Source organism: Marinobacter sp. MA (assembly GCF_048298425.1).
Lineage (GTDB): Bacteria > Pseudomonadota > Gammaproteobacteria > Pseudomonadales > Oleiphilaceae > Marinobacter > Marinobacter salsuginis.
The window spans coordinates 626,098-648,285 of sequence record NZ_CP103058.1 but is presented as its reverse complement, the minus strand read 5'-3'; the positions used below and the strand labels follow the sequence as shown (position 1 = coordinate 648,285).

The following is a 22,188-nucleotide window of genomic DNA, read 5'->3' as shown; positions in this document are numbered from 1 at the left end:
AAACAGAAGCCCGGGCTATTCCAGGTTCTGCACCTGCTCCCTCATCTGCTCGATGAGCACCTTGAGATCCACCGCGATGCGTGTGACGCCGGCATCGATGCTCTTGCTGCTCAGGGTATTGGCCTCCCGGTTCAGCTCCTGCATCAGGAAGTCGAGCCGCCGGCCTATAGCGTCGTCGCTTTTGAGGGTATCCGTCACCTCGCCAATATGCGCGTCCAACCGATCCAATTCTTCGGCAACATCGCTCTTCTGGGCCAGCATGACCATCTCCTGGGCCACCCGCTCGGCATCCAGCTCCACTTTGGCTTTTTCAAACCGCTCCCGAAGCGTTTTTTCCTGGGCATCCAGCAATTCCGGCATGCGTTTACGCACATCGGCGACAAGACTGCCCATGGTATTGAGGCGATCCTCGAACAGAGGCCGCAGGCGCTCCCCCTCACGCTCGCGCACCGAGGCCAGGTCGGACACGGTCTGTTCGAAGAGTCCTATAGCAGCCTCTTTTGCAGGGCTGAAATCCTGCTCCGGCACAGACAATACGCCCGGCCATCTGAGGATATCCAGGGCATTGATGTGGGCCGGATTATCCAGCATCCGGTTGATGTGGTTGGCCGCCTCATTCACCGCCTGGGCCATGTCTTCGCTGATCTCGAAGCTCTGGGACGCCTTCTCTGCAGACTGCAGGCGCATGGACACATCCACCTTGCCCCGTTTCAGCTGTTTTCTCAGCTCTTCCCGAAACCGGTTTTCCAGTTCCCTGAAAGCCTCCGGCAACCGGAATGAGGGCTCCAGATATCGATGGTTGACGGTCCGGATTTCACAGGTCAGCGTACCCCAGTCTCCCTGGACATCCTTGCGGGCAAATGCGGTCATACTTCGGATCATGTTGGCTCCGCTTCGATAGATAATGATAAACCCAGTCTAACAGGCTCTTAACAGCGTCGGCGAACCGGACAAAAGCCCAACACCAACGTGTTATACTGACTGGCCTTTTCGACAAACGTTCGACCGGGACACGCGCCCGGACATTCAATAATGATTTCAGGAAATACTATGCGTCCAAGCGGCAGAACGCCCGAGCAACCCAGAGATGTTCGAATCACCCGCAACTACACCCGTCATGCCGAAGGCTCGGTGCTGGTGGAATTCGGGGATACCAAAGTCATCTGCACCGCCTCCGTCGAAAACAAGGTTCCCCCATTTCTCAGGGGCGAAGGCAAGGGCTGGATCACCGCCGAATACGGCATGCTGCCCCGCTCCACGGGCAGCCGAATGGGTCGGGAGGCTGCCCGCGGCAAACAGGGTGGTCGCACCGTCGAAATCCAGCGCCTGATTGGTCGCTCCCTGCGTGCTGCGGTGGATCTGACCGCCCTTGGTGAACACTCCATTACCATCGATTGCGACGTCATCCAGGCCGATGGCGGCACCCGCACCGCGGCGATCACCGGCGGCTGCGTGGCCCTGGTGGACGCCCTGAACCACCTGGTCGCCGAGAAGCGCCTGAAGAAATCGCCCCTCAAGCAGATGGTCGCCGCACTCTCAGTCGGTGTTTACAAAGGCACGCCGGTGGTGGATCTGGACTATCCGGAAGATTCCGAAGCCGAGACTGATATGAATGTGATCATGACTGACCAGGGCGGCTTCATTGAAATCCAGGGAACAGCGGAAGGAGCTCCGTTCGACCAGTCAGAGCTGGACAGCATGCTGACTCTGGCCAAACAGGGTATTGAGCAGTTGTTTGAGATCCAAAAGGCTGCTCTGGAGGCCTGACGACTGCTGATTAAGCCGCCCGCGTGGTGACGCTTTCCCAGACTGTTGAGGGCCATGGATGGCCCGATTCAAGCGCACATGGATGTGCTTGTAGCGTGTCTGGGAAAGCGTTGCCGCGCAGGCGCCTTCCCCCAGACTTAGAAGCCGATTTCGATGTCGTAATCCATGATCACTGGGGCGTGATCGGAGAAGCGGGTCGAGTCGTCAATCCAGCCATCTTCGATGGTCTTGCGGATGCCAGGTGTCAGTAGCTGGTAATCCACACGGATGCCGGCATTCTTGCGGGAACCCTCGGCCTGCTCGGGCCACCAGGTGAACTGGTTGCTCTGCTTGTTGATCTCACGGAAACCGTCAACGCAGCCCATTTCATCGAACAGGCGATCCAGCCACGCACGCTCGTGGGGCAGAAAGCCGGAGAAATCCAGTTTGTGGTAGAGCGGGCTGGCATCGGTTACGTGATGGGCGGTCTGGAGGTTGGCGCAGAAGATGAACTGCCGACGCTTGCGCAGTGTTTTCTGCATGTGCAGGCCGAAGGACTCCATGAACTCGTCCTTGTGATCCAGCACCGTGAGGTCGTCCTCGCCGATCAGCTCTTCTTCTCGGCCAAGGGCGCAGGGCGCCAGCACGCAGGCGACAGACACCTTGTCAAAATCGGCCTGAATGAACCGGCCTTCGCGATCCGCCTGTTCATTCGCGAACCCGTACATGATGGCTTTCGGGAAATGGCGGGTGTAGATACCGACACCGCCATCCTCGTTTTTTTCACCATCGATGAAATAGGCTTCGTACCCTTCCGGAATCAGGTTGTAGTCTTCAATCTCGTAGGCGCGCATGCGGTGATCCTGGACACAGACCACGTCAGCGTCCTGCTCTGCCAGCCAGTCGAAAAAGCCTTTTTCAACAGCCTGGGCGAGGCCATTGACGCTGATTGATACTACCCGCATACGTGTTCCCTGATTCGGTTTGTGTGTATGATACCGTTTTTACGCGCTAATTAAAGATCAACACCCGCCAGAAGCCTTGTCATGCACGACTATCAGCAAACATTTATCGAATTTGCCATCCGCCGGAATGTACTACGCTTTGGTGAGTTCACGCTCAAGTCGGGCCGAACCAGCCCCTACTTCTTTAACGCCGGTCTGTTCAATACCGGGGACGACCTGCTTCAATTAAGCAAGGCTTATGCCGCCGCGATAGCACGCAGCGGGCTGGATTATGACATTATTTTCGGCCCTGCCTATAAGGGCATTCCGTTGGCCACCGTTACCGCCATGGCCTTGGCTACAGACGGTAACAGCAAACCCTTTGCGTTTAACCGCAAGGAAAAGAAAGATCATGGAGAGGGCGGTAACATTGTTGGCGCACCGTTACAGGGCAAGGTACTGATTGTTGATGATGTAATCACTGCCGGAACAGCGATCCGGGAATCCATCGACATCATCCGGGCTGCCGGGGCCGAACCGGCAGGCGTGCTTATTGCCCTCGATCGTCAGGAAAAAGGCAATGGCGAACTGTCCGCCATCCAGGAAGTGGAAAAGGAATTCGGCATCCCGGTGGTGAGCATCATTCGTCTTGAGCAAGTGCTGGACTACCTCAAAGCCAACCCGGAGTTCGCCGGGCATGCCGAAAAGGTGGCCAGTTATCGGGATCGTTACGGAGTCTGATTGATGGCCAATCGTCTGACCGCAGTATCTGTCAAAGCTACGGCATTGGCGCTTGCCCTGGGTTTCTCTGCCCAGGTCGCTGCCAATATGTACCGTTACACGGATGAAAACGGCCAGATCGTCATCAGCAGCACCATTCCCCAGGAAGCCACCAAACGTGGCTATGACATTTTGAGCAACAATGGCCGCGTCATTGAGACCATTCCGCCGGCGCCAACCGAGGAAGAGATTGCCGCCCGGGAAGCGGAAAAGCAACGCCAGAAGGAACTCGCGGAGCAACGCGAGAAGGACCGCGCGCTACTGAAGCGCTTCAGCCATCCGGATCAGGCGGTAAAAGCCATGCATCGGAAAATCCGGGAGCTTGAGGGCCTGATACAGCTCAAGCGAGGCAACATCTCGGTGATATCCAGCCAGCTGGATAGCGAACAAAGCCGCGCCGCCAACATGGAGCGGGCCGGTCGCGAGATTCCAGAGGCCACGCTGGAAAAAATCCGGCGCCTGGAATCCCAGATACGAGATATTGAGCGGGAAATCACCTCACAAACCCAGGAAATCGAAGAGCTGCGCAAGGCCTTCGAGGCCGACATAGAGCGCCTGGAGGAGGTCACTGGCGAGGCGCGGACCGTACCACTCGATCACACCAAAACCGAAGACTGAATTTTCACAGGAACGCACCTGCAAAACAAAAAGGCCGCCGGTTTTATACGGCGGCCTTTTTCATTTCACTCACCTGCCGGTGAGACGCTATCCGCCGCTCAGGCAGAAGCGGTGCTCTTCTTGGCAGTAGAAGTGGTCTTGCGCGCAGTGGTCTTGCGGGCAGCCGGCTTCTTCGGCTCAACTGATTTCTTGGCATCCTTGGCAGCGTCAGATACGTCTTCAGCGGCTTCTGCAACGGCATCCGCGCCTTCTGCGGCTTCTTTCTCCAGCTTGGCGACCAGGTCACCAGCGAAGCTGCCGAAACGACTGTTCAGGTTGCGAAGTTGCTCGAACAGGCTATCGCTGTAGCCGTTGTAGCGCTTGCGCAGGGTCTTCACGCTATATTCACGCGCTTCGGACTCCAGCTTTTCTGCGTAGTCGAACGGCTTGGCAGCCAGTTTTTTCTGCTGCTCTTCAGCGGCATTGATGCCTTTGTCGACGATTTCCTGAAGCTGTTCCTGATAGGACTTGAGTTTACCCATGATGAATCTCCTTGGTTTCCTGAAGGTTTCAAGACCCTGTCGAAACCAGTGCAACGAGGGCCTTTCTTTAATCTCAAAATCAAAGTTACGCCCTAAAATTAGAATGTTCATACTAAAAGCAGGAGGTGCACGGATAAGGGGTTTTACGGATTATTCACTTGATCCTGAAAACCGGACTGGCATAATGCCGGGCTGTTAAAGAAGCCCGTCTCCCCGTTTTATTCTGGCTCCATACGCTTTTCCCAAAATCAGGCCGATTTCCGGCACGTATGTGAGTAACGATGATCACCAGTAGACCACGACATCTGCCATTGGCCCGAATTCTTCTGCCATTGTTGGCCACGCTTTTCCTTCTTGCTGGCTGCAGAGGAGATTCCCAAGGATCCGGATACTCGGCGACCGAGGGGAGAGAGCTAAGGTGGACGGCTCCGCTGACGCGCGAAGATGGCTCCTCATTGAAACCCGGAGAAATCGCCGAGTTCAGAATTTACTACCGCCTGAGGCATCAGGAAAACTTCAAGGTAATCCGCATTGAAAGCCCCGCTACAACGAGTCTCTCTCTGGCGCAGATGGCTCCGGGCGCTTACGAGTTTGCAATTACCACCGTGGATATCGAGGGGCTGGAGAGCCGACGTTCATCGCCGGTCACCATCGACCTGATCTGATTGCGGTTTACCAGCGGAAAATCACCCAGCTGGGCACCAGCATGTCGGACTCGGTTTCCCGGATCCAGCCGCCACCGTCTGCCGGCACCAGGTAATACTCCGGGCCGGCCTCCGGCACGACCTTGATTTCCATGAGTTGGCCATTAACCCGGTATTCGTAGAACACTTCCTTTTCACCCGGCCGGATAACAATCTCCGGGCCCTCGCTCGCCGGCTGGTAATCCGAGATCACCACCGGCTCCTCGGGGGTTGCCACCGGTGTCTCATCCAGGGCGCCTTGCTCCTGCGCCAGGGCAGCCAGAGGCAAGCAGGCGAGCAACAAAGCCGGGCAGGCGATTCGTTTCATTTTCGTGATACCCTTTCGTCCATCGATTTCAGTACAGAGTTGCACAAGCCAACCCACGCTTCAATCAGATTCCGGACCTGTTTTGACATGACCAGCAAAAACACACCACCCGTGGTTCTTGTGGACGGATCGTCCTATCTTTTTCGCGCTTATCATGCACTTCCACCACTGACCACAAGCAAGAACCATCCGACCGGTGCCATCAAGGGCGTTATCAGCATGATCCGACGCCTGGAGCAGGATTTCCCCGGCTCAAAAATGGTGGTGGTCTTCGACGCCAAGGGCAAGACCTTCCGGCATGACCTGTATGAAGAGTACAAGGCTAACCGGCCGCCCATGCCTGAGGATCTCGCCTGTCAGATCGAGCCCATTCACGAGATCGTCAAGGCCATGGGACTGCCGCTGCTGACAGTGACAGGCGTTGAGGCCGACGATGTGATCGGCACCCTTGCCAACGAAGCGACCAGCAAGGGCATTGATGTGGTGGTGTCCACCGGCGACAAGGATATGGCGCAGCTGGTCAGCGATCACGTCACCCTGATCAATACCATGACAGAGACGCGGATGGATCGGGACGGCGTTGTGGAAAAATTTGGCGTCACGCCGGAGCAGATCGTGGATTACCTCGCCCTGGTCGGCGACAAGGTCGACAACATCCCCGGGGTGAACAAGTGTGGCCCGAAAACCGCGGTCAAATGGCTGCAAAGCTACGAAAACCTGGACAACGTCATCAAGCACGCGGACGAGATCAAGGGCAAGATCGGCGAATACCTGCGCGAGGCCACAGAAACACTGCCCCTGAGTCGCGAACTGGCCACCATCCGCACGGACGTGGAACTGGATTTTGGCCTGGAAGACCTGAAGCTTCGGGAGCAGGATGACGAGCAGCTGCTCGAATTGTTCAAGGAATATGAGTTCCGCACCTGGATTGCCGAACTGGAGCAGGAAGAGACTTCATCCTCCAGCAACCCCCAATCCAGAGAAGACAAACCCGAACAAGAGGCCGGTAAAAAAGACTACAGCGTCATCACCGACCAGAAGGAGCTGGATCAATGGCTGGAGCGCCTGAAATCGGCCGACCTGTTTGCCTTCGACACGGAAACCACCAGCCTTCGCTATATCGACGCTGAAATAGTGGGTGTCTCCTTCGCGATCAACCCGGGCGAAGCCGCTTACGTTCCCCTGGGCCACGACTACATGGGCGCCCCCGAACAGCTGGGTCGTGACCAGGTTCTCGAGCAGCTCAAGCCGCTGCTGGAGGATCCTCAACTGGCCAAGGTCGGGCAGAACCTGAAATACGATAAGAACGTACTGGCTAACCACGGCATCACCCTGGAGGGCATTGCCGAGGACACTATGCTGGAATCCTACGTTCTGAACTCTGTCGCTACCCGCCACGACATGGACAGCCTCGCCATGCACTACCTCGGCGAGAAGACCATCAGCTTCGAATCCATCGCCGGCAAAGGCGCCAAACAGCTCACCTTCAACCAGATCGAGCTGGAAAAGGCTGCTCCCTACGCCGCCGAGGACGCAGACATAACCCTGCGCCTGCACCAGACCCTGAGGCCAAAGCTGAAAGCCACCGGGAAACTGGCTTCGGTGTATGAAGAAATCGATCTGCCACTGGTGCCGGTGCTCTCACGCATGGAGCAGCGAGGCACCCTGATCAGCGCCAGTACGCTGCGCCAGCACAGCCAGGAACTGGCCGAGCGCATGGCGGAACTGGAAAAAGAGGCTCACGATGTTGCCGGTGAAACCTTTAACCTGGGTTCTACCAAACAGTTGCAGGCAATCTTCTACGACAAGATGGGGCTCCCGGTCATCAAGAAAACCCCCAAGGGCGCACCATCAACGGCGGAACCGGTGCTGCAGGAACTGGCCCACGAGCATGAGTTGCCGCGCCTGATTCTTGAGCACCGCAGCCTGAGCAAGCTGAAGTCCACTTACACCGACACCCTGCCGGAGTTGATTCACCACCGCACCGGCCGTGTTCATACCTCCTACCATCAGGCTGTCACCGCCACCGGCCGATTGTCGTCTTCCGAGCCAAACCTGCAGAACATACCCATTCGCAGCGAGCAGGGACGCCGTATACGGCAGGCCTTTATCGCGCCTGAGGGTTACAAACTGGTGGCGGCCGATTATTCCCAGATCGAGCTGCGGATCATGGCCCACCTCTCCGGCGACAAGGGGCTGCTGAAGGCCTTTGAAAAAGGGGAAGACATCCACAAGGCGACAGCCTCGGAAGTCTTCGGCGTCAGCCTGGAGGAAGTATCCTCAGACCAGCGGCGCAGCGCGAAGGCCATCAACTTCGGCCTGATCTATGGCATGTCTGCCTTTGGGCTGTCGCGGCAACTGGACGTTGAACGCAAGGTCGCCCAGCAGTACATCGACCGCTATTTCGAGCGCTACCCCGGCGTCCTGAAATACATGGACAACATCCGCAAGCAGGCTCATGACGACGGTTTCGTCGAGACGCTCTTTGGCCGGCGCCTGTACCTGCCTGAAATCAACGCCCGCAACAAACAGCTACAGCAGGCGGCCGAGCGAACGGCGATCAACGCGCCCATGCAGGGTACAGCCGCGGACATCATCAAACGGGCCATGGTGGATGTGGAGAACTGGCTACTCAAGGATCACGCTGATGAGGCCCGCATGACCATGCAGGTTCACGATGAATTGATTCTGGAAGTGAAGGAGTCGGCCCTCGACAAGATCCGTTCGGGACTCGAGAAGCGCATGTCGGCAGCAGCCGAACTGGACGTTCCCCTGCTGGTGGAAGCCGGCGCCGGTGACAACTGGGACGAAGCACACTGATTCGACCCAGAACAGGGCATGGAAGCCAAAAACGCACCGAAATCAACCGCAGTACCAACCCCCGAACCTGCCTGTGAGTCTCCGGACTCCACGGCAGGCCGTGGACACGCCTTCTCTCCGGAATCGATACCGTCACGGCACGAAATTCGCAATGTAATTAGAGTCGGCGCCCTGCCCCACCACATTATCCGGGCAGCGCCATGTTGTGACATCCATCTCCGAGGCTCAAACCATGACTTCTCTGGCATCTGAACGTAGCTGGCTGCTGGACCCCAGCGTGCTGAAACTGGTTCACCAGTGCCGCCGCCTGATTCACACGGAATTCGGCGTGAAACTGCACCTCACGGAAGAGCACCTGGAACAACAACTGGCCGATTACGCGCGAAAAACCCGCTCAAGCCAGTTGACCCGTACCTGGGAAACTCTCAAGGAACAGGTTCCACAGCTGAACATCGAACCCGAGGAGGAAGATGACGGCTTCAAGCGTAACTATCGGGGTCAGGTGATAGCGGATGCCCCATCGGCATCGGCGGACGACCTGGAAGAAGGGAAGCTGGACCCGCCACGGAAGAAGAAGGTGATTTACCGGGGACAGGTTATTGGCTGACCAGCCCTTGGGCTGGCCAACCAGATTAACGAGAGATCAGAAGGACTTGCTTACCTCGAACGCAGCACTCCAGGCGCTCAGATCGTACTCGGCAGCATAACGGCTCGGGTCTTGAACACCAGCCACCAGTTCCGCGATCTCACTCGGATTTTCATGCTGATAGTTCCTATCATTGACTTGCGGATCGTCCGTGAACAAGAGCGTTCCAAGCGCCACGTCAACCGTCCAGCCGCTTTGGGCATCAGCCCACTGGGCACCGAGAGTGAGCCAATGACGATCACTGGAGGGAATTCGGGCAGTGACATACTGATCCACAGGCGATTCATCCCAGGCATACCCGGCTTTGAGCGCCCACTCCGGCGAAGCCTGCCAGATAGCGCCGGCATTCACCTGCCAGCTGTTTTTCCACTGCTCGGTCACGTGAGAAATCACGGCGCCCTCTTGCGGTGCACCGCTGATGGCACCGCCAGCCTCGGTGCTGACGATATCAAGCTCCTCGAACCGGCTCCAGCGGGCGTAGGTTGCACCGGCCAGGAGAGTAACGTCGTCTGTAAGGCTGTGACGCACTCCGAGAGTCGCGCTTTCAGGAATCGCCAACGGCACCTTGATATTTTCTGAGGCGGACATTGTCGGTCCCATCGGATTAGCCGGATTGGTTATGCCAGAGATTTCCAGGTCACCCTCCAGCTCAAGTTCCGTGCCCGTCTGAAGCGTGAGGCCAATTTGAGTGGCCCTGGTCAGCTCATAAAGGAATCCAACACGGAACGTCATGCCAACGTCGTCACCCTCTGCATCCGCATAGGGTTCTTCAAGTGCAAGCGCTGGGGCACCTACCTGGGCACTGATGTCCTGGTAGCGACTCAGGCGACCTTCGGCATAGAGGATGTTTAAACCAACCCCCATGGAAAGTCCCTGGCCATTGTTCAGAGAAATCGAGGGCGTAAACGCAATCGCCGTAAGCTCTGTTTTGTCTGCGAAAAAGCGGCCGGCAAAATCGTTTTCATAATCCGCCGCGAGGCCGTAGGGCGCATGGACTCCAAAACCGACATCAATCGACTTGTTGATCTCATGGCTGAGATAAAAGTTGGGCAATACAGCCGGTTCAGCGATGTCTCCGCCGTTACTGGCAGGACTTACGGGTACCGCAGGGTTGTTGCGTGACGTCCGGATGCTACTTTCTTTGGCCTCGGCATCAATATCCAGAACCGCCGCACCAAAAGAAATATTGGTGCCGGACAGTTGGCTCATCCCGGCGGGATTGAACAAAACCGTGGTCGCATTCTCGGGGTTGGCAGCGGCACCGGCATTGGCGGTGCCCATGGCGCTGGCGCTCTGTTCATTGAGGGAAAAACCGCCTGCGAGAGTGCTGGCAGGTGCGGCGAGCGCCGCGAGGGTGGCAAAACGTACGGCTCGTGCAAGCATTGAAGATCGGTGGTGCATGGTATCTCCTTATTGAATCGCGCGGAGTATACGCACCACCCCTTACTGGCCTCAAATGCCATCCCTAACGGTTCAGGAGCCTACCTTTCTACAACTAAAGTCTAAAAAAACCTGATCGTATCAGTCGTCCTGTATTGAGAGCTTGTCCACAGAGGAAGACAGCTTGTCCGCCCCCTGAGCGTCGGCACCCAGCTTGATCATCAGGCGCAGGTCGTTGGCAGAGTCGGCATGGGCCAGGGCATCTTCGTAGGTAATGGAGCCCTCTGCGTACAACTGATACAGGGCCTGGTCAAAGGTCTGCATGCCAGACTCGTTGGATTTCGACATCAGCTCCTTCAGACGATGCACCTCGCCCTTGCGGATCAGATCCGCCACCAGCGGGGTATTGATCAGCACTTCGATTACCGCTTTGCGTCCCTTGCCATCCGGCGTTGGCACCAGTTGCTGGGCCACAATGGCCTTGAGGTTCAGGGACAGGTCCATCCAGATCTGGTTGTGCTGTTCCGGAGGGAAGAACTGGATAATCCGGTCCAGCGCCTGGTTGGCGTTGTTGGCGTGCAGGGTGGCCAGACACAGGTGACCGGTCTCGGCGAACTGCACGGAATACTCCATGGTCTGCCGGGTCCGCACCTCGCCGATCAGGATAACGTCGGGCGCCTGACGCAACGTGTTCTTCAGGGCCACCTCGAAGCTTTCGGTATCGATACCCACCTCACGCTGGGTAACGATACAGCCCTGATGCTGGTGCACGAATTCGATCGGGTCTTCGATGGAAATGATGTGGCCCCGACTGTTACGGTTCCGATGCCCCAGCATGGCCGCCAGAGACGTGGACTTACCGGTACCGGTGGCGCCCACGAACATGATCAGGCCACGCTTGGTCATGGCGAGTTCCTTGATCACCTCCGGCAGCGACAGGTCGTCAATCTGCGGAATCTTCACCTCGATCCGACGCAGCACCATGCCACAGAGGTTCCGCTGGAAGAACGCAGACACCCGGAACCGGCCAATGCCCCGGGCACTGATGGCAAAGTTGCACTCGTGGGTTTCCTCAAACTCGGCGCGCTGCTTGTCGTTCATGGCGCCGTAGACAAACTCCCTCGTCTGCTCCGGCGTCAGCGCGTTCTTGGTGACCGGGAGCACTTTCCCGTTCACCTTCATGCTTGGGGGAACGCCCGCCGTAATAAACAGGTCCGAGCCGCCCTTTTCCACCATCAGCCGTAACAGTTTTTCGAATTCCATTTTTTGTACCCAATCTTCATCGTTTGGTGCTTGGGTGGGGCGGGTTCCGCTTCCCGGGACACGCTGTGAATACGTCCATGTACGCTTGACTGCAGCATCCATGCTGCAGACAGTCCCGGGAAGCGGAACCCGCCCCACCCGTCAAACTGTATTCGGGGAGTCTTATGAATTCCCCGTCTGCTCCTGGCACCAACGACACGGCCGGGAGCAATCCAATTAAAAGTTATCAGGCATCTTGGCCTTGGCCCGCGCTGCTTCACGGGAAATAAGGCCCTTCTGCAGCAGCCGCTCCAGGCACTGGTCGAGGGTCTGCATACCCAGAGAACCGCCGGTCTGGATCGACGAATACATCTGGGCGATCTTGTCTTCCCGGATCAGGTTCCGGATCGCCGAGGTGCCAATCATGATCTCGTGAGCCGCAATCCGACCGCCGCCCATTTTCTTCATCAGGGTCTGGGAGATAACCGCCTGCAGGGATTCGGACAGCATCGACCGAACCATGGACTTTTCCTCCGCCGGGAACACGTCGACCACACGGTCGATGGTCTTGGCAGCGGAGGTGGTGTGCAGGGTGCCGAATACGAGGTGGCCGGTTTCCGCGGCCGTCAGTGCCAGGCGGATGGTTTCCAGATCCCGAAGCTCACCAACCAGGATGATGTCGGGGTCTTCCCGCAGGGCTGAACGCAGTGCTTCGTTGAAGCCGAGGGTATCCCTGTGAACTTCCCGCTGGTTGACCAGGCACTTCTTGGAGTCGTGCACGAATTCGATGGGGTCCTCGATGGTGAGGATGTGCTCGTACCGGGTGTCGTTGATGTAGTCCATCATCGCCGCAAGGGTGGTGGACTTACCGGAACCCGTAGGGCCGGTTACCAGCACCAGGCCGCGAGGCACCGACGAAATATCCTTGAACACCTACCCCATACCCAGGTCTTCCATGGTCAACACCTTGGAAGGGATGGTCCGGAACACGGCACCGGCGCCACGGTTCTGGTTAAAGGCGTTAACACGGAAACGGGCAACACCGGGCACTTCGAAGGAAAAGTCGGTTTCCAGGAATTCCTCGTAGTCCTTGCGCTGCTTGTCGTTCATGATGTCGTAGATCAGCCCGTGGACCTCCTTGTGCTCCATGGGCGGCAGATTGATGCGACGCACATCACCATCAACACGAATCATAGGGGGGAGGCCGGCAGAGAGGTGCAAGTCAGACGCGCCCTGTTTCGCCGAAAAGGCAAGCAGTTCAGTAATATCCATAGGAATCCTCGGAAGGCTTTTTCTTTTATCCTGGTAGCTTCCGCCCGGCGGGGCCCCGGCGCGGTTCACTTGGCATTTCAGTGACCTGCGGGTAACGTGTCACCGTACAAGTGACAGACCGAGCGTGGCAATCTCACACTATGAGCAGCATAGCAGACAACATCGGGAGCGTAACCCGACGCATACAAAAAGCAACATTGCAGGCTGGGCGCGAGCCGGGGGCTGTGCATTTGCTCGCCGTGAGTAAAACCCGACCGCCGGAAGATCTGCGGGAAGCCTTCGCGGCCGGTCAGCATGCCTTTGGGGAGAACTATCTGCAGGAAGCCCTGGAAAAGATCGAGGCGCTGTCTGACCTTGATGGCCTGGAGTGGCATTTCATCGGCCCGATCCAGTCCAACAAAACCCGGCAGATGGCTTCTGCCTTCAGTTGGGTGCACAGCGTCGACCGCCTCAAGATTGCCCGTCGCCTCAGCGAACAGCGTGACCCTGCACTGCCACCATTGAATATCTGCCTTCAGGTCAATATTAATGAAGAGGACAGCAAATCCGGGTGCACGCTTGGGGAGTTGCCGGACCTGGTGGCTGAGATCGGCGAACTGCCAAACCTTACATTGAGAGGGTTGATGGCCATTCCGGATCCGGATCAGCCCGAATCCGGGTTGAGAGCCAGCTTCCGGAAGTTGGCCAATACCCTGAAGCAACTGAGGGCAGATCATCCCGACGCCGGGCCGCTTGACACGCTGTCCATGGGAATGTCCGGCGACCTGGAAGTTGCTATTGCGGAAGGCGCCACCTGGGTACGGGTCGGCACCGCACTTTTCGGCCAACGCCCAGTAAAGCGCTGAATCTGCCGGTTCCTGCTATGATCAGGGCCGGACGTTAAAACGATCAACCGGGGAGTTAACCTTGAGCACATCACCAACCATTTCTTTTATTGGTGCCGGCAACATGGCCAGCGCCATCATTGGCGGTATGCTGGATAACGGCTATCAGGCCGGCAATATCTGGGTGAGCGCGCCGGATGACGCGCACCTTCAAACAATCCGCAAGCGCTTCGGCGTGAGCGTAACGACAGACAACCGCTACTGCGCCCAGCAGGCTGACATGGTGGTTCTCGCGGTAAAACCTCAGGTAATGGCGGATGTCTGTCGCGATATCGCGCCGGTCGTTCAGAATACCCGCCCCCTGATGGTATCCATTGCCGCCGGCCTGACAGCTGACACACTGGACGGCTGGCTGGGAGGCGGACTGCCGTTGGTCCGTGTCATGCCCAACACGCCCTCCCTCGTTGGCAAAGGGGCCGCGGGCCTGTTCGCCAACGCAGAAGTGAAAGACAAACAGAAGAAAATGGTGGAATCGGTGTTCGAAAGCATCGGTTCAGCGCTCTGGGTTGAGGACGAGAACCTGCTCCATGCGGTCACCGCCCTCTCCGGCAGCGGCCCGGCCTATTTTTTCCTGATGCTCGAGGCGCTTGAAGAGACTGCCACCGAAGCAGGCATTGCTGCCGGAACCGCGCGAGAACTGGCCATCCAGACCATGGCAGGAGCCGCCGAAATGGCCGCGAGGAGCGAGCACGACCCCGGCCAACTCAAGCGCAACGTGATGTCTCCCGGCGGAACGACCGAGCAGGCCATCAACACCTTTGAGGAAGGTGGGATGCGCCAGCTGGTATCCAAAGCCTACAAAGCGGCGTTCAAACGCTCGGAAGAAATGGCCAAAGAACTGGCAGGCAAACAGTAACCGATAACGGAGACACGGCTTCATGCTGGCAGACATTCTGATTACCATCCTGCTGATCGCATCCACCTTCTACATGACCATTGTGCTGCTCCGATTCCTGCTGCAACTGGCCCGGGCAGACTTCTATAATCCGATCTCACAATTCGTGGTCAAGGCCACCAATCCGCCGCTGCGTCCGCTGCGCCGCTTCATTCCCGGCTGGGGCGGTGTGGATGGCGCTTCGCTGGTGCTTGCGGTCATCATCCAGGGCATCACTTTCTTCCTGATACTGGTTGCCCTGAATGGCGGCATCCCCGCCGTGAATCCGATCACTCTGCTCGTATGGGCCGTGCTGAACGTTCTTGACCTGATCGTAAAGATCTACTTCTGGTCAGTGATTGCGGTGGTGGTCGTCAGCTGGATAGCTCCCGGCAGCGGCCACCCGGCGATTCAGCTGGTCGCCCAGATCACGGAACCGGTGATGCGCCCAGTGCGCAATATCATGCCCTCCATGGGCGGTCTGGACCTGTCACCCATTATTGTGTTCCTGATTCTGAACGTAATTTCGGTGGTGATTGAGCATATGAAAATGGCCGCAGGCCTTGGCTCTATCGGGCTGGGTATGTAAACCCCGTCTCAAATATACACTTTGTAACACTTAGCCACGAAATCCATAATCTCCGGACTGCAACGTCAAGTCATTGATTTTGCAGTCCTTTATCTCAAAACCCTCCAACTGCCTCCAATCCTCTCCGTGCCGCTCTGCCGCAAACATAGATAGAACAGGATAGTATTAACGGTAATTAATCCGTCACCCGTGAGCACCCCGTTTGAACCGGGATACCCGGAAGTCGCGCAGAAGGAAAATCCGATGAACCAACAGGGAACTCTGTCGCAGCAGGTAGAGGCTTATCACAACTGGAAAAAAGAGCTGATCCGACAGATCGGCCGATACCGGTTGTGGCTGCAGGATAACAATCTGTTTTCCGACGATGTCAGCACCCGCATCCGCCATGGACTGGAACTGCTGATTGAGGATGAGCTTACCATTGCCTTTGTCGGCGAGTACTCCCGCGGGAAAACCGAGCTGATCAACGCCCTGTTCTTCTCGGAATATGGCCAGCGCATGCTGCCTTCGCAGGCAGGGCGTACGACCATGTGCCCCACCGAGCTGTTTTTTGATCGCAGCGCCAACGAGAACTACCTGCTCCTGCTGCCCATTGAAACCCGAAACGGAGACCTGTCCCTGCAGCAACTGCGCAAACAGCCGGAACGGTGGGTAAAGCATGAGCTTGATGAGCGTGACCCGGAAATCATGCGGGAAGTGCTGGCCGAAGTTGCCCGGGTGAAAAGCGTATCACCGGATGAAGCCCGGAAACTGGGCTTCGACGAGGATATGCTGGAGCACGACCGCAACAACCCCGGCAACGTCCTCGTGCCGGCCTGGCGTAATGCCCAGATCAGTATCCGTCACCCTCTGTTCGAACGCGGTTTGCGCATCCTCGACACTCCGGGCCTGAATGCCCTGGGTTCAGAGCCGGAACTGACCATCAGCATGCTGCCCCGGGCCCATGCGGTCATCTTTGTGCTCAGCGCCGACACCGGTGTGACCGCCAGCGATATGACCATCTGGAAGGAGCATATCGACACTCAACACGCCGATCACCGCGCCGGTCGTTTTGCCGTCTTGAACAAGATCGATGTGCTCTGGGACGACCTGCAGGGTGAACGCCACACCAACGAGGCAATCGAGCGGGTGCGTGGCTACACCGCCGATCACCTCGGCATGCGGCAGCATGATGTTATCCCCGTTTCCGCCAAACAGGGTCTGGTGGCCAGGGTCAGGAAAGACAGCGACCTGTTTGACCGATCCAATATCGGCCAGCTTGAGCAACTGATTATCCAGCGCATCCTGATGCACAAGGAACAGTTGATCACCCAGAGCCTGATCAACGACCTCCTGGGCATGCTCCAGAACAGCCAGGCAGCGATGCAGTACCGGCTGGAATCCCTGGAGGAAGAACTCCAGGCGTGCGCAGGCGTTACCATGGACAAGGCAGCGCTGGGCCGGCTGGCAGAGCGCGCCCAGAAAGACTACGACTTTTATTACAAGAAGCTGATTACACTGCGCTCCAGCCGGCGCCTGATGGACTCCCAGGGTGACTTACTGAAGAAACTGGTCAGCGAAGACCGTTTCGAAGAACATGCTGAACGTGTCCGCACCAGTATGTCGAAAAGCTGGACCACCGCCGGCATGAACCGCGCCATGGACCAGTTCTTCGAATTGCTTGAAAGCGACCTGACCAACCTGTTGAGCGAAGGGCACCTGGCCGAGAAGATGGTCGGCGCCATTTACCGTCGTTACAACGAGGACAACCGGGCCCGTCATCTCGAGCCCATCCCGCTCCGCGCAGGGCGCCACGTCATCGCCATTCGTGAGTTGCGCAAGAAGGCCCGACGCTTCCGTATCAGCCCGAAGAACCTTCTGACCGAACAGTCGGTTCTGGTTCGCCGTTTCTTCAACGTCATGGTGGGCGAAGCCCGCACCCTGCACGCTCGCGTTCGCCACGACGTTGAACGCTGGCCGTCAGAGGCACTCTTGCCGATCATGCAGTACTCCATGGAGCAGAAGCAGCTACTGGAGCACCAGATCCGGCGCCTTCGCGACATGGTTCGCAATGACCGGGACAGCCGAACCGAGCGCCAGCGCCTCACCAACACCATTGCCGATCTGCGCAAACAGCTGGAACTGGCCGATGCCATGCAGCGACAGATTCGCAAACCGGCCCCCACCCTGATCCAGCAAAAAGTGGTGAATATCTCCGGGGCCGTCTGAGCCCCGCGAGAGCAACTATTCAGGCGGTTGCAGCCATCACGCCCCGGCTTTAAACTGCTGGGCTGGCGATGGCTTTGCCATTGCGTTTCCAGACACTTACGGATCGAACCAGGAACCAATCGCGCCGATGCCTGATACCCTGCCTGCGGATTCTGTCGGGATTGTCACCCCGCAGACCTATCATTTCGACGCTCCCATCGATCTGGCCTGTGGTCAGACCCTGGAAAACTATGACCTGGTCGTGGAAACCTACGGTACCCTGAATGCCGATGCCAGCAACGCCGTTCTTATCTGCCATGCCCTGAGTGGCCACCATCACGCCGCCGGCTATCATTCCGCCGACGACCGGAAACCGGGCTGGTGGGACAGTTGCATTGGCCCAGGCAAACCGATCGATACCGACCGTTTTTTTGTTGTCAGCCTGAACAACCTGGGCGGCTGTCACGGCAGCACAGGGCCAAACAGTATCAACCCGGAAACCGGAAAACCTTTCGGCCCTGAGTTTCCGGTCATCACCGTGGGCGACTGGGTCAAGAGCCAGGCATTGCTGGCCGACCGGCTTGGCATTCAATGCTGGGCAGCAGTTGTTGGCGGCTCCCTCGGAGGCATGCAGGCCCTGCAGTGGAGCCTGGATTATCCCGACCGGCTGAGGCACGCCGTGGTGATTGCCTCCACGCCCAGACTCACGGCGCAGAATATTGCGTTCAATGAGGTGGCTCGCCAGGCCATCACCACCGACCGGGAGTTTCACGACGGTCGCTACTACGACTTTGAAACTGTTCCAAGGCGTGGCCTGATGCTGGCCCGGATGGTGGGGCACATCACCTACCTGTCAGATGCCTCCATGGGCGAAAAATTTGGCCGCGAGCTACGTGACCAGGCCTACAAGTTTGGTTACGACGCGGAATTTCAGGTGGAAAGCTACCTTCGTTACCAGGGCGAGCGGTTTTCAGAGTCTTTCGACGCCAATACCTATCTGCTGATGACCCGGGCGCTGGATTATTTTGACCCGGCCTACGAGTTTGGCGGTGATCTTTCGAAAGCACTGTCGGCAGCCAGTTGTGAATACCTGGTGTTGTCTTTCAGCACCGACTGGCGTTTCACACCCGCCCGCTCCGAGGAAATGGTCAACGCCATGATAGCCGCCCGCCGGAAGGTCAGCTACGCCGAGGTGGATGCTCCCTGGGGCCATGACGCGTTCCTGATTCCGACCCCGAGGTACACTGACATATTCAACGCCTACATGGACCGGGTTGCACGGGAGGTCGGCGCATGAGACCGGATCTCGAAATCATCCAGCAATGGGTTCAGCCGGGTCATCACGTCCTGGACCTGGGCTGCGGCGACGGCACCCTGCTCGACTTCCTCCAGAGGGAGCGCGGGGCCAGTGGCTTCGGCCTGGAAATCAACCCGGACCACATCACCACCTGTATGGGCCGGGGAGTGGCGGTCATCGAACAGAATCTGGACACTCAGGGGCTGGGCAACTTTGACGATGGCAGTTTCGATGTTGTTCTGATGACCCAGGCGCTCCAGGCGGTGCGGCGCCCCGACAAGGTGCTGGATGAGATGCTCCGGGTTGGCAAAGAAGGCATCGTTACCTTCCCGAACTTTGCCCACTGGCGGCTGCGTTGGGGACTGACTTTGAGCGGACGTATGCCCGAATCCGAAGCACTGCCCTATAAATGGTACAACACGCCCAACATAAGGCTGTGCACTTTCAAGGATTTTGAGGCCCTGTGCCGGCAGAAAGGCATCAGAATCAAAAGCCGGAGGGTGGTCGACGGCCAGCACCAGAACAGCTGGCTGGCGCGGCTGTGGCCGAATTTGTTGGGTGAAATCGCCATTTACCGAATCACACGGGAGACATAGCGATGATTGCGAAAACCTTCTCCACATTCCGTAACCTTCTGGGAATTGCTCTGATTGGCCTGTTCAGCCTGCAGGCACAGGCTGGTTCGAAAGATTTCGGGGAGTACACGGTGCTCTGGAGTGTTCTTCCCAGCACGTTCCTCGCCCCTGAAGTTGCCAAGGCGAACAATCTCCAACGCAGCAAGGGCATCGGAATCGTCAATATTTCCATCATGGAGGAAAACGAGGACGGATCCATGTCCCCGGTCAGTGGCCAGGTGGAAGGCAAGGTCACCAATGATGTCCAGCAGGTTCGTTTCCTGGCGTTCCGCCGCATCCAGGAAGGCGACTCTGTGTACTTTATCGCCGAGTACCAGTACTCCTCCGGTGAGCTGATGACCTTCAATGTCACGGCCCGTCCGACCGGACACCAGCAGGACCTGGCGGTGCGGTTTGCTCACACACTGTTCAGCGATTGAGTACTATGACCGAAAAACTCGTCATCGCCAGCAATAACAAAGGGAAAATCGCCGAATTGACGGAGCTGCTGTCGCCTCTGGGCATGACGCCAGTTGCCCAGGGCGACCTGGGTGTCAACGAAGCCGAGGAGCCGGCGGTTACCTTTGTTGAAAACGCCATCCTCAAGGCCCGCCACGCCGCTCGGGAAACTGGCCTTCCGGCCCTGGCAGACGACAGCGGCCTGGCGGTGGATGCTCTGGGAGGTCGTCCCGGGGTGCGTTCCGCCCGCTTTGCCGGCGCGGATGCGACCGATCAGGACAACGTAAACGCCCTGCTGGACGCCATGGCCGACGTGCCAGACGACCAGAGGAACGCCCAGTTTCATTGCGTACTGGTATACCTGCGTCACGCCGATGACCCCACGCCCATCATCTGCCATGGCAGCTGGCCGGGCTCGATCCTCAGATCACCCCGAGGCAGCGGCGGCTTTGGTTATGACCCGGTGTTCCTCGCACCGGAGCATGGCTGCAGTGCAGCCGAACTGTCCCGATCCGAGAAAAGCAGCATCAGCCACCGCGGACGAGCCCTGACGATTCTGCTGGATCAACTCAAGGCCGAGGCCTGAGACAGTTGAGCAATACCAACCCTGGGGAAGATCAGCAGCCAACTGCGGTCAGGCCGCCCCTGAGCCTTTATATCCACGTGCCGTGGTGCGTGCGAAAGTGCCCCTACTGCGATTTCAATTCCCATGCCTTTACCGGGACCATACCCGAGTCTGCCTATCTGGAGGCCCTGCTCGAAGATCTCGACCAGGATCTGGCCTTTGCAGCCGAGCGACCGATAGAAACCGTGTTCATTGGCGGTGGCACCCCGTCCCTGATGAGCGGCGAATTCTACGACCGCCTGTTCCGGGAACTACGGGCAAGACTTACCTTCAAGGAGGATGCCGAAATCACCCTGGAAGCCAACCCGGGCACGCTTGAAGCCGGCCGCTTCGAAGCTTTTCGAGAATCGGGGATAAACCGTCTCTCCATCGGAGTCCAGAGCTTCAACCCCGACCATCTCAGAAACCTCGGGCGCATTCACGACACCGATGCCGCCCATCGGGCGATAGACGCTGCACGGCGGGCCGGCTTCGACAATTTCAACATCGACCTGATGCATGGTTTGCCGGGACAGACCCCGGAGCAGGCCCTGGACGACATCCAGACTGCTCTGCAGTATGAGCCGCCCCACCTGTCCTGGTACCAGCTGACACTGGAACCCAATACCGAGTTTTACAGCCGACCTCCGGACCTGCCAGACAACGACCACTTGTGGGACATCTATCGCCAGGGAGCTGAGCTGCTGCACAAACGGGGATACCAGGATTACGAAGTCTCGGCCTGGAGTCTTCGCGGAAAAGCCTCTCGCCATAACCTGAACTACTGGACCTTCGGGGACTATCTGGCCCTGGGGGCCGGCGCCCATGGCAAGATAAGCCTCGCCGACGGCAGTATCCGGCGATACTGGAAGACGCGCCAGCCAGATGCCTATCTGAACCGGATCGGCAGCCGCACTGCCGGCACCGATCTCATCGCCAGGGAAGATCTGCCTCTAGAATTCATGATGAATGCCCTGAGGCTGAAAGAAGGAGTGGATGAAAGCCTTTTTTCAGGCCGGACGGGTTTACCCCTGACTACAGTTGGGGTAAAACTTGAACAACTGCGAAATGAAAAGCTGCTGGTAAGCGATCGGTTGCAGGCAACGGACCTGGGCCAGCGATACCTGAACAGCCTGCTGGAGCGTTTTCTCTGATGGACCCTGCACACGGAGTGGCCGCCTATCCCAAAAGCCTGAAAGCCAGCTTGCTTGTGGCCGCCGTGCTGCTGTTTGCCCTGCTTATGGTCAACCAGCCACTTCAGACTGCCTCGGCGCCCCAGGGAATCGTCAGCTACCAACTGGCCGGCACCGCTGATCAGGCCCATGCAATTTTTCGCAGCTGGGGAGGCGAAGGGGTTGCCTGGGCGAGAGTTTCACTGTGGCTGGACTTCTTATTTATCCCCGCCTACATGCTGGCCCTGATCCATCTTACCCGGCATTTCACTCGAGATCGTCCGGGAGTCAGGGAGCGGATGGTTGCAAGATGGATACGAGCCCTGTTCGTTACCGCCGGCCTCAGCGATGGCACAGAAAACATTCTGTTGCTGAACAACTTCAATCCACCCACTGACGAACTGAGCCTGTCCGCAACCCTGTGCGCGTTGATCAAGTTTACAGCGTTGACGCTCGGCATTGCCGGTCTGGTCATTATCCGGGCGGCCCGGCGCCATCCACTGGCGCATCACTGATCCCTGTTCGCCG

22 protein-coding genes and 1 pseudogene are annotated in these 22,188 nt (G+C 57.9%); 16 read left to right on the top strand and 7 right to left on the bottom strand.

What is annotated here, in order from left to right:
• Positions 1-15: 15 nt before the first annotated feature.
• Positions 16-882: a YicC/YloC family endoribonuclease gene (locus NUW46_RS02930; protein WP_222466061.1), complete on the bottom strand. Its 867-nt coding sequence runs from the start codon at positions 880-882 to the stop codon at positions 16-18.
• 168 nt (positions 883-1,050) lie between these two features.
• Between NUW46_RS02930 and rph the strand changes: the two genes are divergently transcribed.
• On the top strand, positions 1,051-1,767 hold the full coding sequence (gene rph, locus NUW46_RS02925; protein WP_136630813.1) for a ribonuclease PH: 717 nt from the start codon (positions 1,051-1,053) through the stop codon (positions 1,765-1,767).
• A 137-nt stretch (positions 1,768-1,904) separates the two neighbouring features.
• Here rph and NUW46_RS02920 read toward each other — a convergent pair whose 3' ends face one another.
• Entirely contained in the window at positions 1,905-2,711 is an 807-nt protein-coding gene (locus NUW46_RS02920) for an exodeoxyribonuclease III (RefSeq protein WP_209399032.1), read from the bottom strand.
• 81 nt (positions 2,712-2,792) lie between these two features.
• Between NUW46_RS02920 and pyrE the strand changes: the two genes are divergently transcribed.
• Together pyrE and NUW46_RS02910 are read left to right on the top strand one after the other, a co-directional pair.
• Entirely contained in the window at positions 2,793-3,431 is a 639-nt protein-coding gene (pyrE, locus tag NUW46_RS02915) for an orotate phosphoribosyltransferase (RefSeq protein WP_069184776.1), read from the top strand.
• Between the two features lie 3 nt (positions 3,432-3,434).
• Positions 3,435-4,088 carry a DUF4124 domain-containing protein gene (locus tag NUW46_RS02910; protein ID WP_418141341.1) on the top strand — a complete coding sequence of 218 codons (654 nt, stop codon included), beginning with the start codon at positions 3,435-3,437 and terminating at the stop codon, positions 4,086-4,088.
• A gap of 98 nt (positions 4,089-4,186) precedes the next feature.
• Here the strand turns inward: NUW46_RS02910 and NUW46_RS02905 are convergent, their stop codons facing one another.
• Positions 4,187-4,609: a hypothetical protein gene (locus NUW46_RS02905; protein ID WP_136630816.1), complete on the bottom strand. Its 423-nt coding sequence runs from the start codon at positions 4,607-4,609 to the stop codon at positions 4,187-4,189.
• A gap of 455 nt (positions 4,610-5,064) precedes the next feature.
• Between NUW46_RS02905 and NUW46_RS02900 the strand changes: the two genes are divergently transcribed.
• A complete protein-coding gene (locus NUW46_RS02900; RefSeq protein WP_228290016.1) occupies positions 5,065-5,274 on the top strand; it encodes a fibronectin type III domain-containing protein in 210 nt (69 codons plus the stop codon).
• Between the two features lie 7 nt (positions 5,275-5,281).
• Here the strand turns inward: NUW46_RS02900 and NUW46_RS02895 are convergent, their stop codons facing one another.
• The gene (locus NUW46_RS02895) at positions 5,282-5,620 is read right to left on the bottom strand and encodes a DUF2782 domain-containing protein (protein WP_069184772.1); all 339 of its coding nucleotides are present in this window, start codon (positions 5,618-5,620) and stop codon (positions 5,282-5,284) included.
• An 87-nt stretch (positions 5,621-5,707) separates the two neighbouring features.
• Here NUW46_RS02895 and polA point away from each other — a divergent pair, with 87 nt between their 5' ends.
• Positions 5,708-8,440, top strand: a complete 2,733-nt coding sequence (gene polA, locus NUW46_RS02890) for a DNA polymerase I (protein ID WP_418141340.1) — start codon at positions 5,708-5,710, stop codon at positions 8,438-8,440.
• A gap of 232 nt (positions 8,441-8,672) precedes the next feature.
• The gene (locus NUW46_RS02885; protein WP_418141339.1) at positions 8,673-9,047 is read left to right on the top strand and encodes a hypothetical protein; all 375 of its coding nucleotides are present in this window, start codon (positions 8,673-8,675) and stop codon (positions 9,045-9,047) included.
• Positions 9,048-9,083: 36 nt separating this feature from the next.
• Here NUW46_RS02885 and NUW46_RS02880 read toward each other — a convergent pair whose 3' ends face one another.
• The 3 genes and pseudogenes from NUW46_RS02880 to NUW46_RS02870 all read right to left on the bottom strand — a co-directional run bounded on the left by NUW46_RS02880 (position 9,084) and on the right by NUW46_RS02870 (position 12,980).
• Positions 9,084-10,367: an OmpP1/FadL family transporter gene (locus tag NUW46_RS02880; RefSeq protein ID WP_418142003.1), complete on the bottom strand. Its 1,284-nt coding sequence runs from the start codon at positions 10,365-10,367 to the stop codon at positions 9,084-9,086.
• A 240-nt stretch (positions 10,368-10,607) separates the two neighbouring features.
• A complete protein-coding gene (locus NUW46_RS02875; RefSeq protein ID WP_069184769.1) occupies positions 10,608-11,729 on the bottom strand; it encodes a PilT/PilU family type 4a pilus ATPase in 1,122 nt (373 codons plus the stop codon).
• A gap of 216 nt (positions 11,730-11,945) precedes the next feature.
• Positions 11,946-12,980: pseudogene (locus NUW46_RS02870) on the bottom strand (type IV pilus twitching motility protein PilT).
• Between the two features lie 140 nt (positions 12,981-13,120).
• On the opposite strand from NUW46_RS02870, the gene NUW46_RS02865 reads away from it, so the two are divergent.
• The 10 genes from NUW46_RS02865 to NUW46_RS02820 all read left to right on the top strand — a co-directional run bounded on the left by NUW46_RS02865 (position 13,121) and on the right by NUW46_RS02820 (position 22,175).
• Complete coding sequence (locus NUW46_RS02865; RefSeq protein WP_418141338.1) at positions 13,121-13,825, top strand: YggS family pyridoxal phosphate-dependent enzyme; 705 nt, start codon at positions 13,121-13,123, stop codon at positions 13,823-13,825.
• Between the two features lie 61 nt (positions 13,826-13,886).
• A complete protein-coding gene (proC, locus tag NUW46_RS02860; protein WP_418141337.1) occupies positions 13,887-14,720 on the top strand; it encodes a pyrroline-5-carboxylate reductase in 834 nt (277 codons plus the stop codon).
• 22 nt (positions 14,721-14,742) lie between these two features.
• Positions 14,743-15,327, top strand: coding sequence for a YggT family protein (locus tag NUW46_RS02855; RefSeq protein WP_064228405.1), 585 nt, complete (start codon positions 14,743-14,745; stop codon positions 15,325-15,327).
• Between the two features lie 243 nt (positions 15,328-15,570).
• Positions 15,571-17,535, top strand: a complete 1,965-nt coding sequence (locus NUW46_RS02850; RefSeq protein WP_136630823.1) for a dynamin family protein — start codon at positions 15,571-15,573, stop codon at positions 17,533-17,535.
• A 127-nt stretch (positions 17,536-17,662) separates the two neighbouring features.
• The gene (metX, locus tag NUW46_RS02845) at positions 17,663-18,811 is read left to right on the top strand and encodes a homoserine O-succinyltransferase MetX (protein ID WP_069184765.1); all 1,149 of its coding nucleotides are present in this window, start codon (positions 17,663-17,665) and stop codon (positions 18,809-18,811) included.
• Positions 18,808-19,407, top strand: a complete 600-nt coding sequence (gene metW, locus NUW46_RS02840; RefSeq protein WP_069184764.1) for a methionine biosynthesis protein MetW — start codon at positions 18,808-18,810, stop codon at positions 19,405-19,407. Before metX ends, metW begins: the two co-directional genes overlap by 4 nt.
• A 2-nt stretch (positions 19,408-19,409) precedes the next feature.
• Positions 19,410-19,865: a DUF4426 domain-containing protein gene (locus NUW46_RS02835; protein ID WP_153634881.1), complete on the top strand. Its 456-nt coding sequence runs from the start codon at positions 19,410-19,412 to the stop codon at positions 19,863-19,865.
• Positions 19,866-19,870: 5 nt separating this feature from the next.
• Positions 19,871-20,470 carry an RdgB/HAM1 family non-canonical purine NTP pyrophosphatase gene (gene rdgB / locus NUW46_RS02830; protein WP_418141336.1) on the top strand — a complete coding sequence of 200 codons (600 nt, stop codon included), beginning with the start codon at positions 19,871-19,873 and terminating at the stop codon, positions 20,468-20,470.
• Positions 20,471-20,475: 5 nt separating this feature from the next.
• Entirely contained in the window at positions 20,476-21,642 is a 1,167-nt protein-coding gene (gene hemW, locus NUW46_RS02825) for a radical SAM family heme chaperone HemW (protein ID WP_418141335.1), read from the top strand.
• Entirely contained in the window at positions 21,642-22,175 is a 534-nt protein-coding gene (locus NUW46_RS02820; protein ID WP_305967253.1) for a hypothetical protein, read from the top strand. Before hemW ends, NUW46_RS02820 begins: the two co-directional genes overlap by 1 nt.
• The last annotated feature ends 13 nt before the right edge of the window (positions 22,176-22,188 follow it).

What these genes read in the sequence shown, in the direction of transcription:
- NUW46_RS02930 (WP_222466061.1), bottom strand. Translation starts at nt 882, where the DNA reads ATGATCCGAAGTATGACCGCATTTGCCCGCAAGGATGTCCAGGGAGAC.
- rph (WP_136630813.1), top strand. Translation starts at nt 1,051, where the DNA reads ATGCGTCCAAGCGGCAGAACGCCCGAGCAACCCAGAGATGTTCGAATC.
- NUW46_RS02920 (WP_209399032.1), bottom strand. Translation starts at nt 2,711, where the DNA reads ATGCGGGTAGTATCAATCAGCGTCAATGGCCTCGCCCAGGCTGTTGAA.
- pyrE (WP_069184776.1), top strand. Translation starts at nt 2,793, where the DNA reads ATGCACGACTATCAGCAAACATTTATCGAATTTGCCATCCGCCGGAAT.
- NUW46_RS02910 (WP_418141341.1), top strand. Translation starts at nt 3,435, where the DNA reads ATGGCCAATCGTCTGACCGCAGTATCTGTCAAAGCTACGGCATTGGCG.
- NUW46_RS02905 (WP_136630816.1), bottom strand. Translation starts at nt 4,609, where the DNA reads ATGGGTAAACTCAAGTCCTATCAGGAACAGCTTCAGGAAATCGTCGAC.
- NUW46_RS02895 (WP_069184772.1), bottom strand. Translation starts at nt 5,620, where the DNA reads ATGAAACGAATCGCCTGCCCGGCTTTGTTGCTCGCCTGCTTGCCTCTG.
- polA (WP_418141340.1), top strand. Translation starts at nt 5,708, where the DNA reads ATGACCAGCAAAAACACACCACCCGTGGTTCTTGTGGACGGATCGTCC.
- NUW46_RS02885 (WP_418141339.1), top strand. Translation starts at nt 8,673, where the DNA reads ATGACTTCTCTGGCATCTGAACGTAGCTGGCTGCTGGACCCCAGCGTG.
- NUW46_RS02880 (WP_418142003.1), bottom strand. Translation starts at nt 10,367, where the DNA reads ATGGGCACCGCCAATGCCGGTGCCGCTGCCAACCCCGAGAATGCGACC.
- NUW46_RS02875 (WP_069184769.1), bottom strand. Translation starts at nt 11,729, where the DNA reads ATGGAATTCGAAAAACTGTTACGGCTGATGGTGGAAAAGGGCGGCTCG.
- NUW46_RS02865 (WP_418141338.1), top strand. Translation starts at nt 13,121, where the DNA reads ATGAGCAGCATAGCAGACAACATCGGGAGCGTAACCCGACGCATACAA.
- NUW46_RS02855 (WP_064228405.1), top strand. Translation starts at nt 14,743, where the DNA reads ATGCTGGCAGACATTCTGATTACCATCCTGCTGATCGCATCCACCTTC.
- NUW46_RS02850 (WP_136630823.1), top strand. Translation starts at nt 15,571, where the DNA reads ATGAACCAACAGGGAACTCTGTCGCAGCAGGTAGAGGCTTATCACAAC.
- metX (WP_069184765.1), top strand. Translation starts at nt 17,663, where the DNA reads ATGCCTGATACCCTGCCTGCGGATTCTGTCGGGATTGTCACCCCGCAG.
- metW (WP_069184764.1), top strand. Translation starts at nt 18,808, where the DNA reads ATGAGACCGGATCTCGAAATCATCCAGCAATGGGTTCAGCCGGGTCAT.
- NUW46_RS02835 (WP_153634881.1), top strand. Translation starts at nt 19,410, where the DNA reads ATGATTGCGAAAACCTTCTCCACATTCCGTAACCTTCTGGGAATTGCT.
- rdgB (WP_418141336.1), top strand. Translation starts at nt 19,871, where the DNA reads ATGACCGAAAAACTCGTCATCGCCAGCAATAACAAAGGGAAAATCGCC.
- NUW46_RS02820 (WP_305967253.1), top strand. Translation starts at nt 21,642, where the DNA reads ATGGACCCTGCACACGGAGTGGCCGCCTATCCCAAAAGCCTGAAAGCC.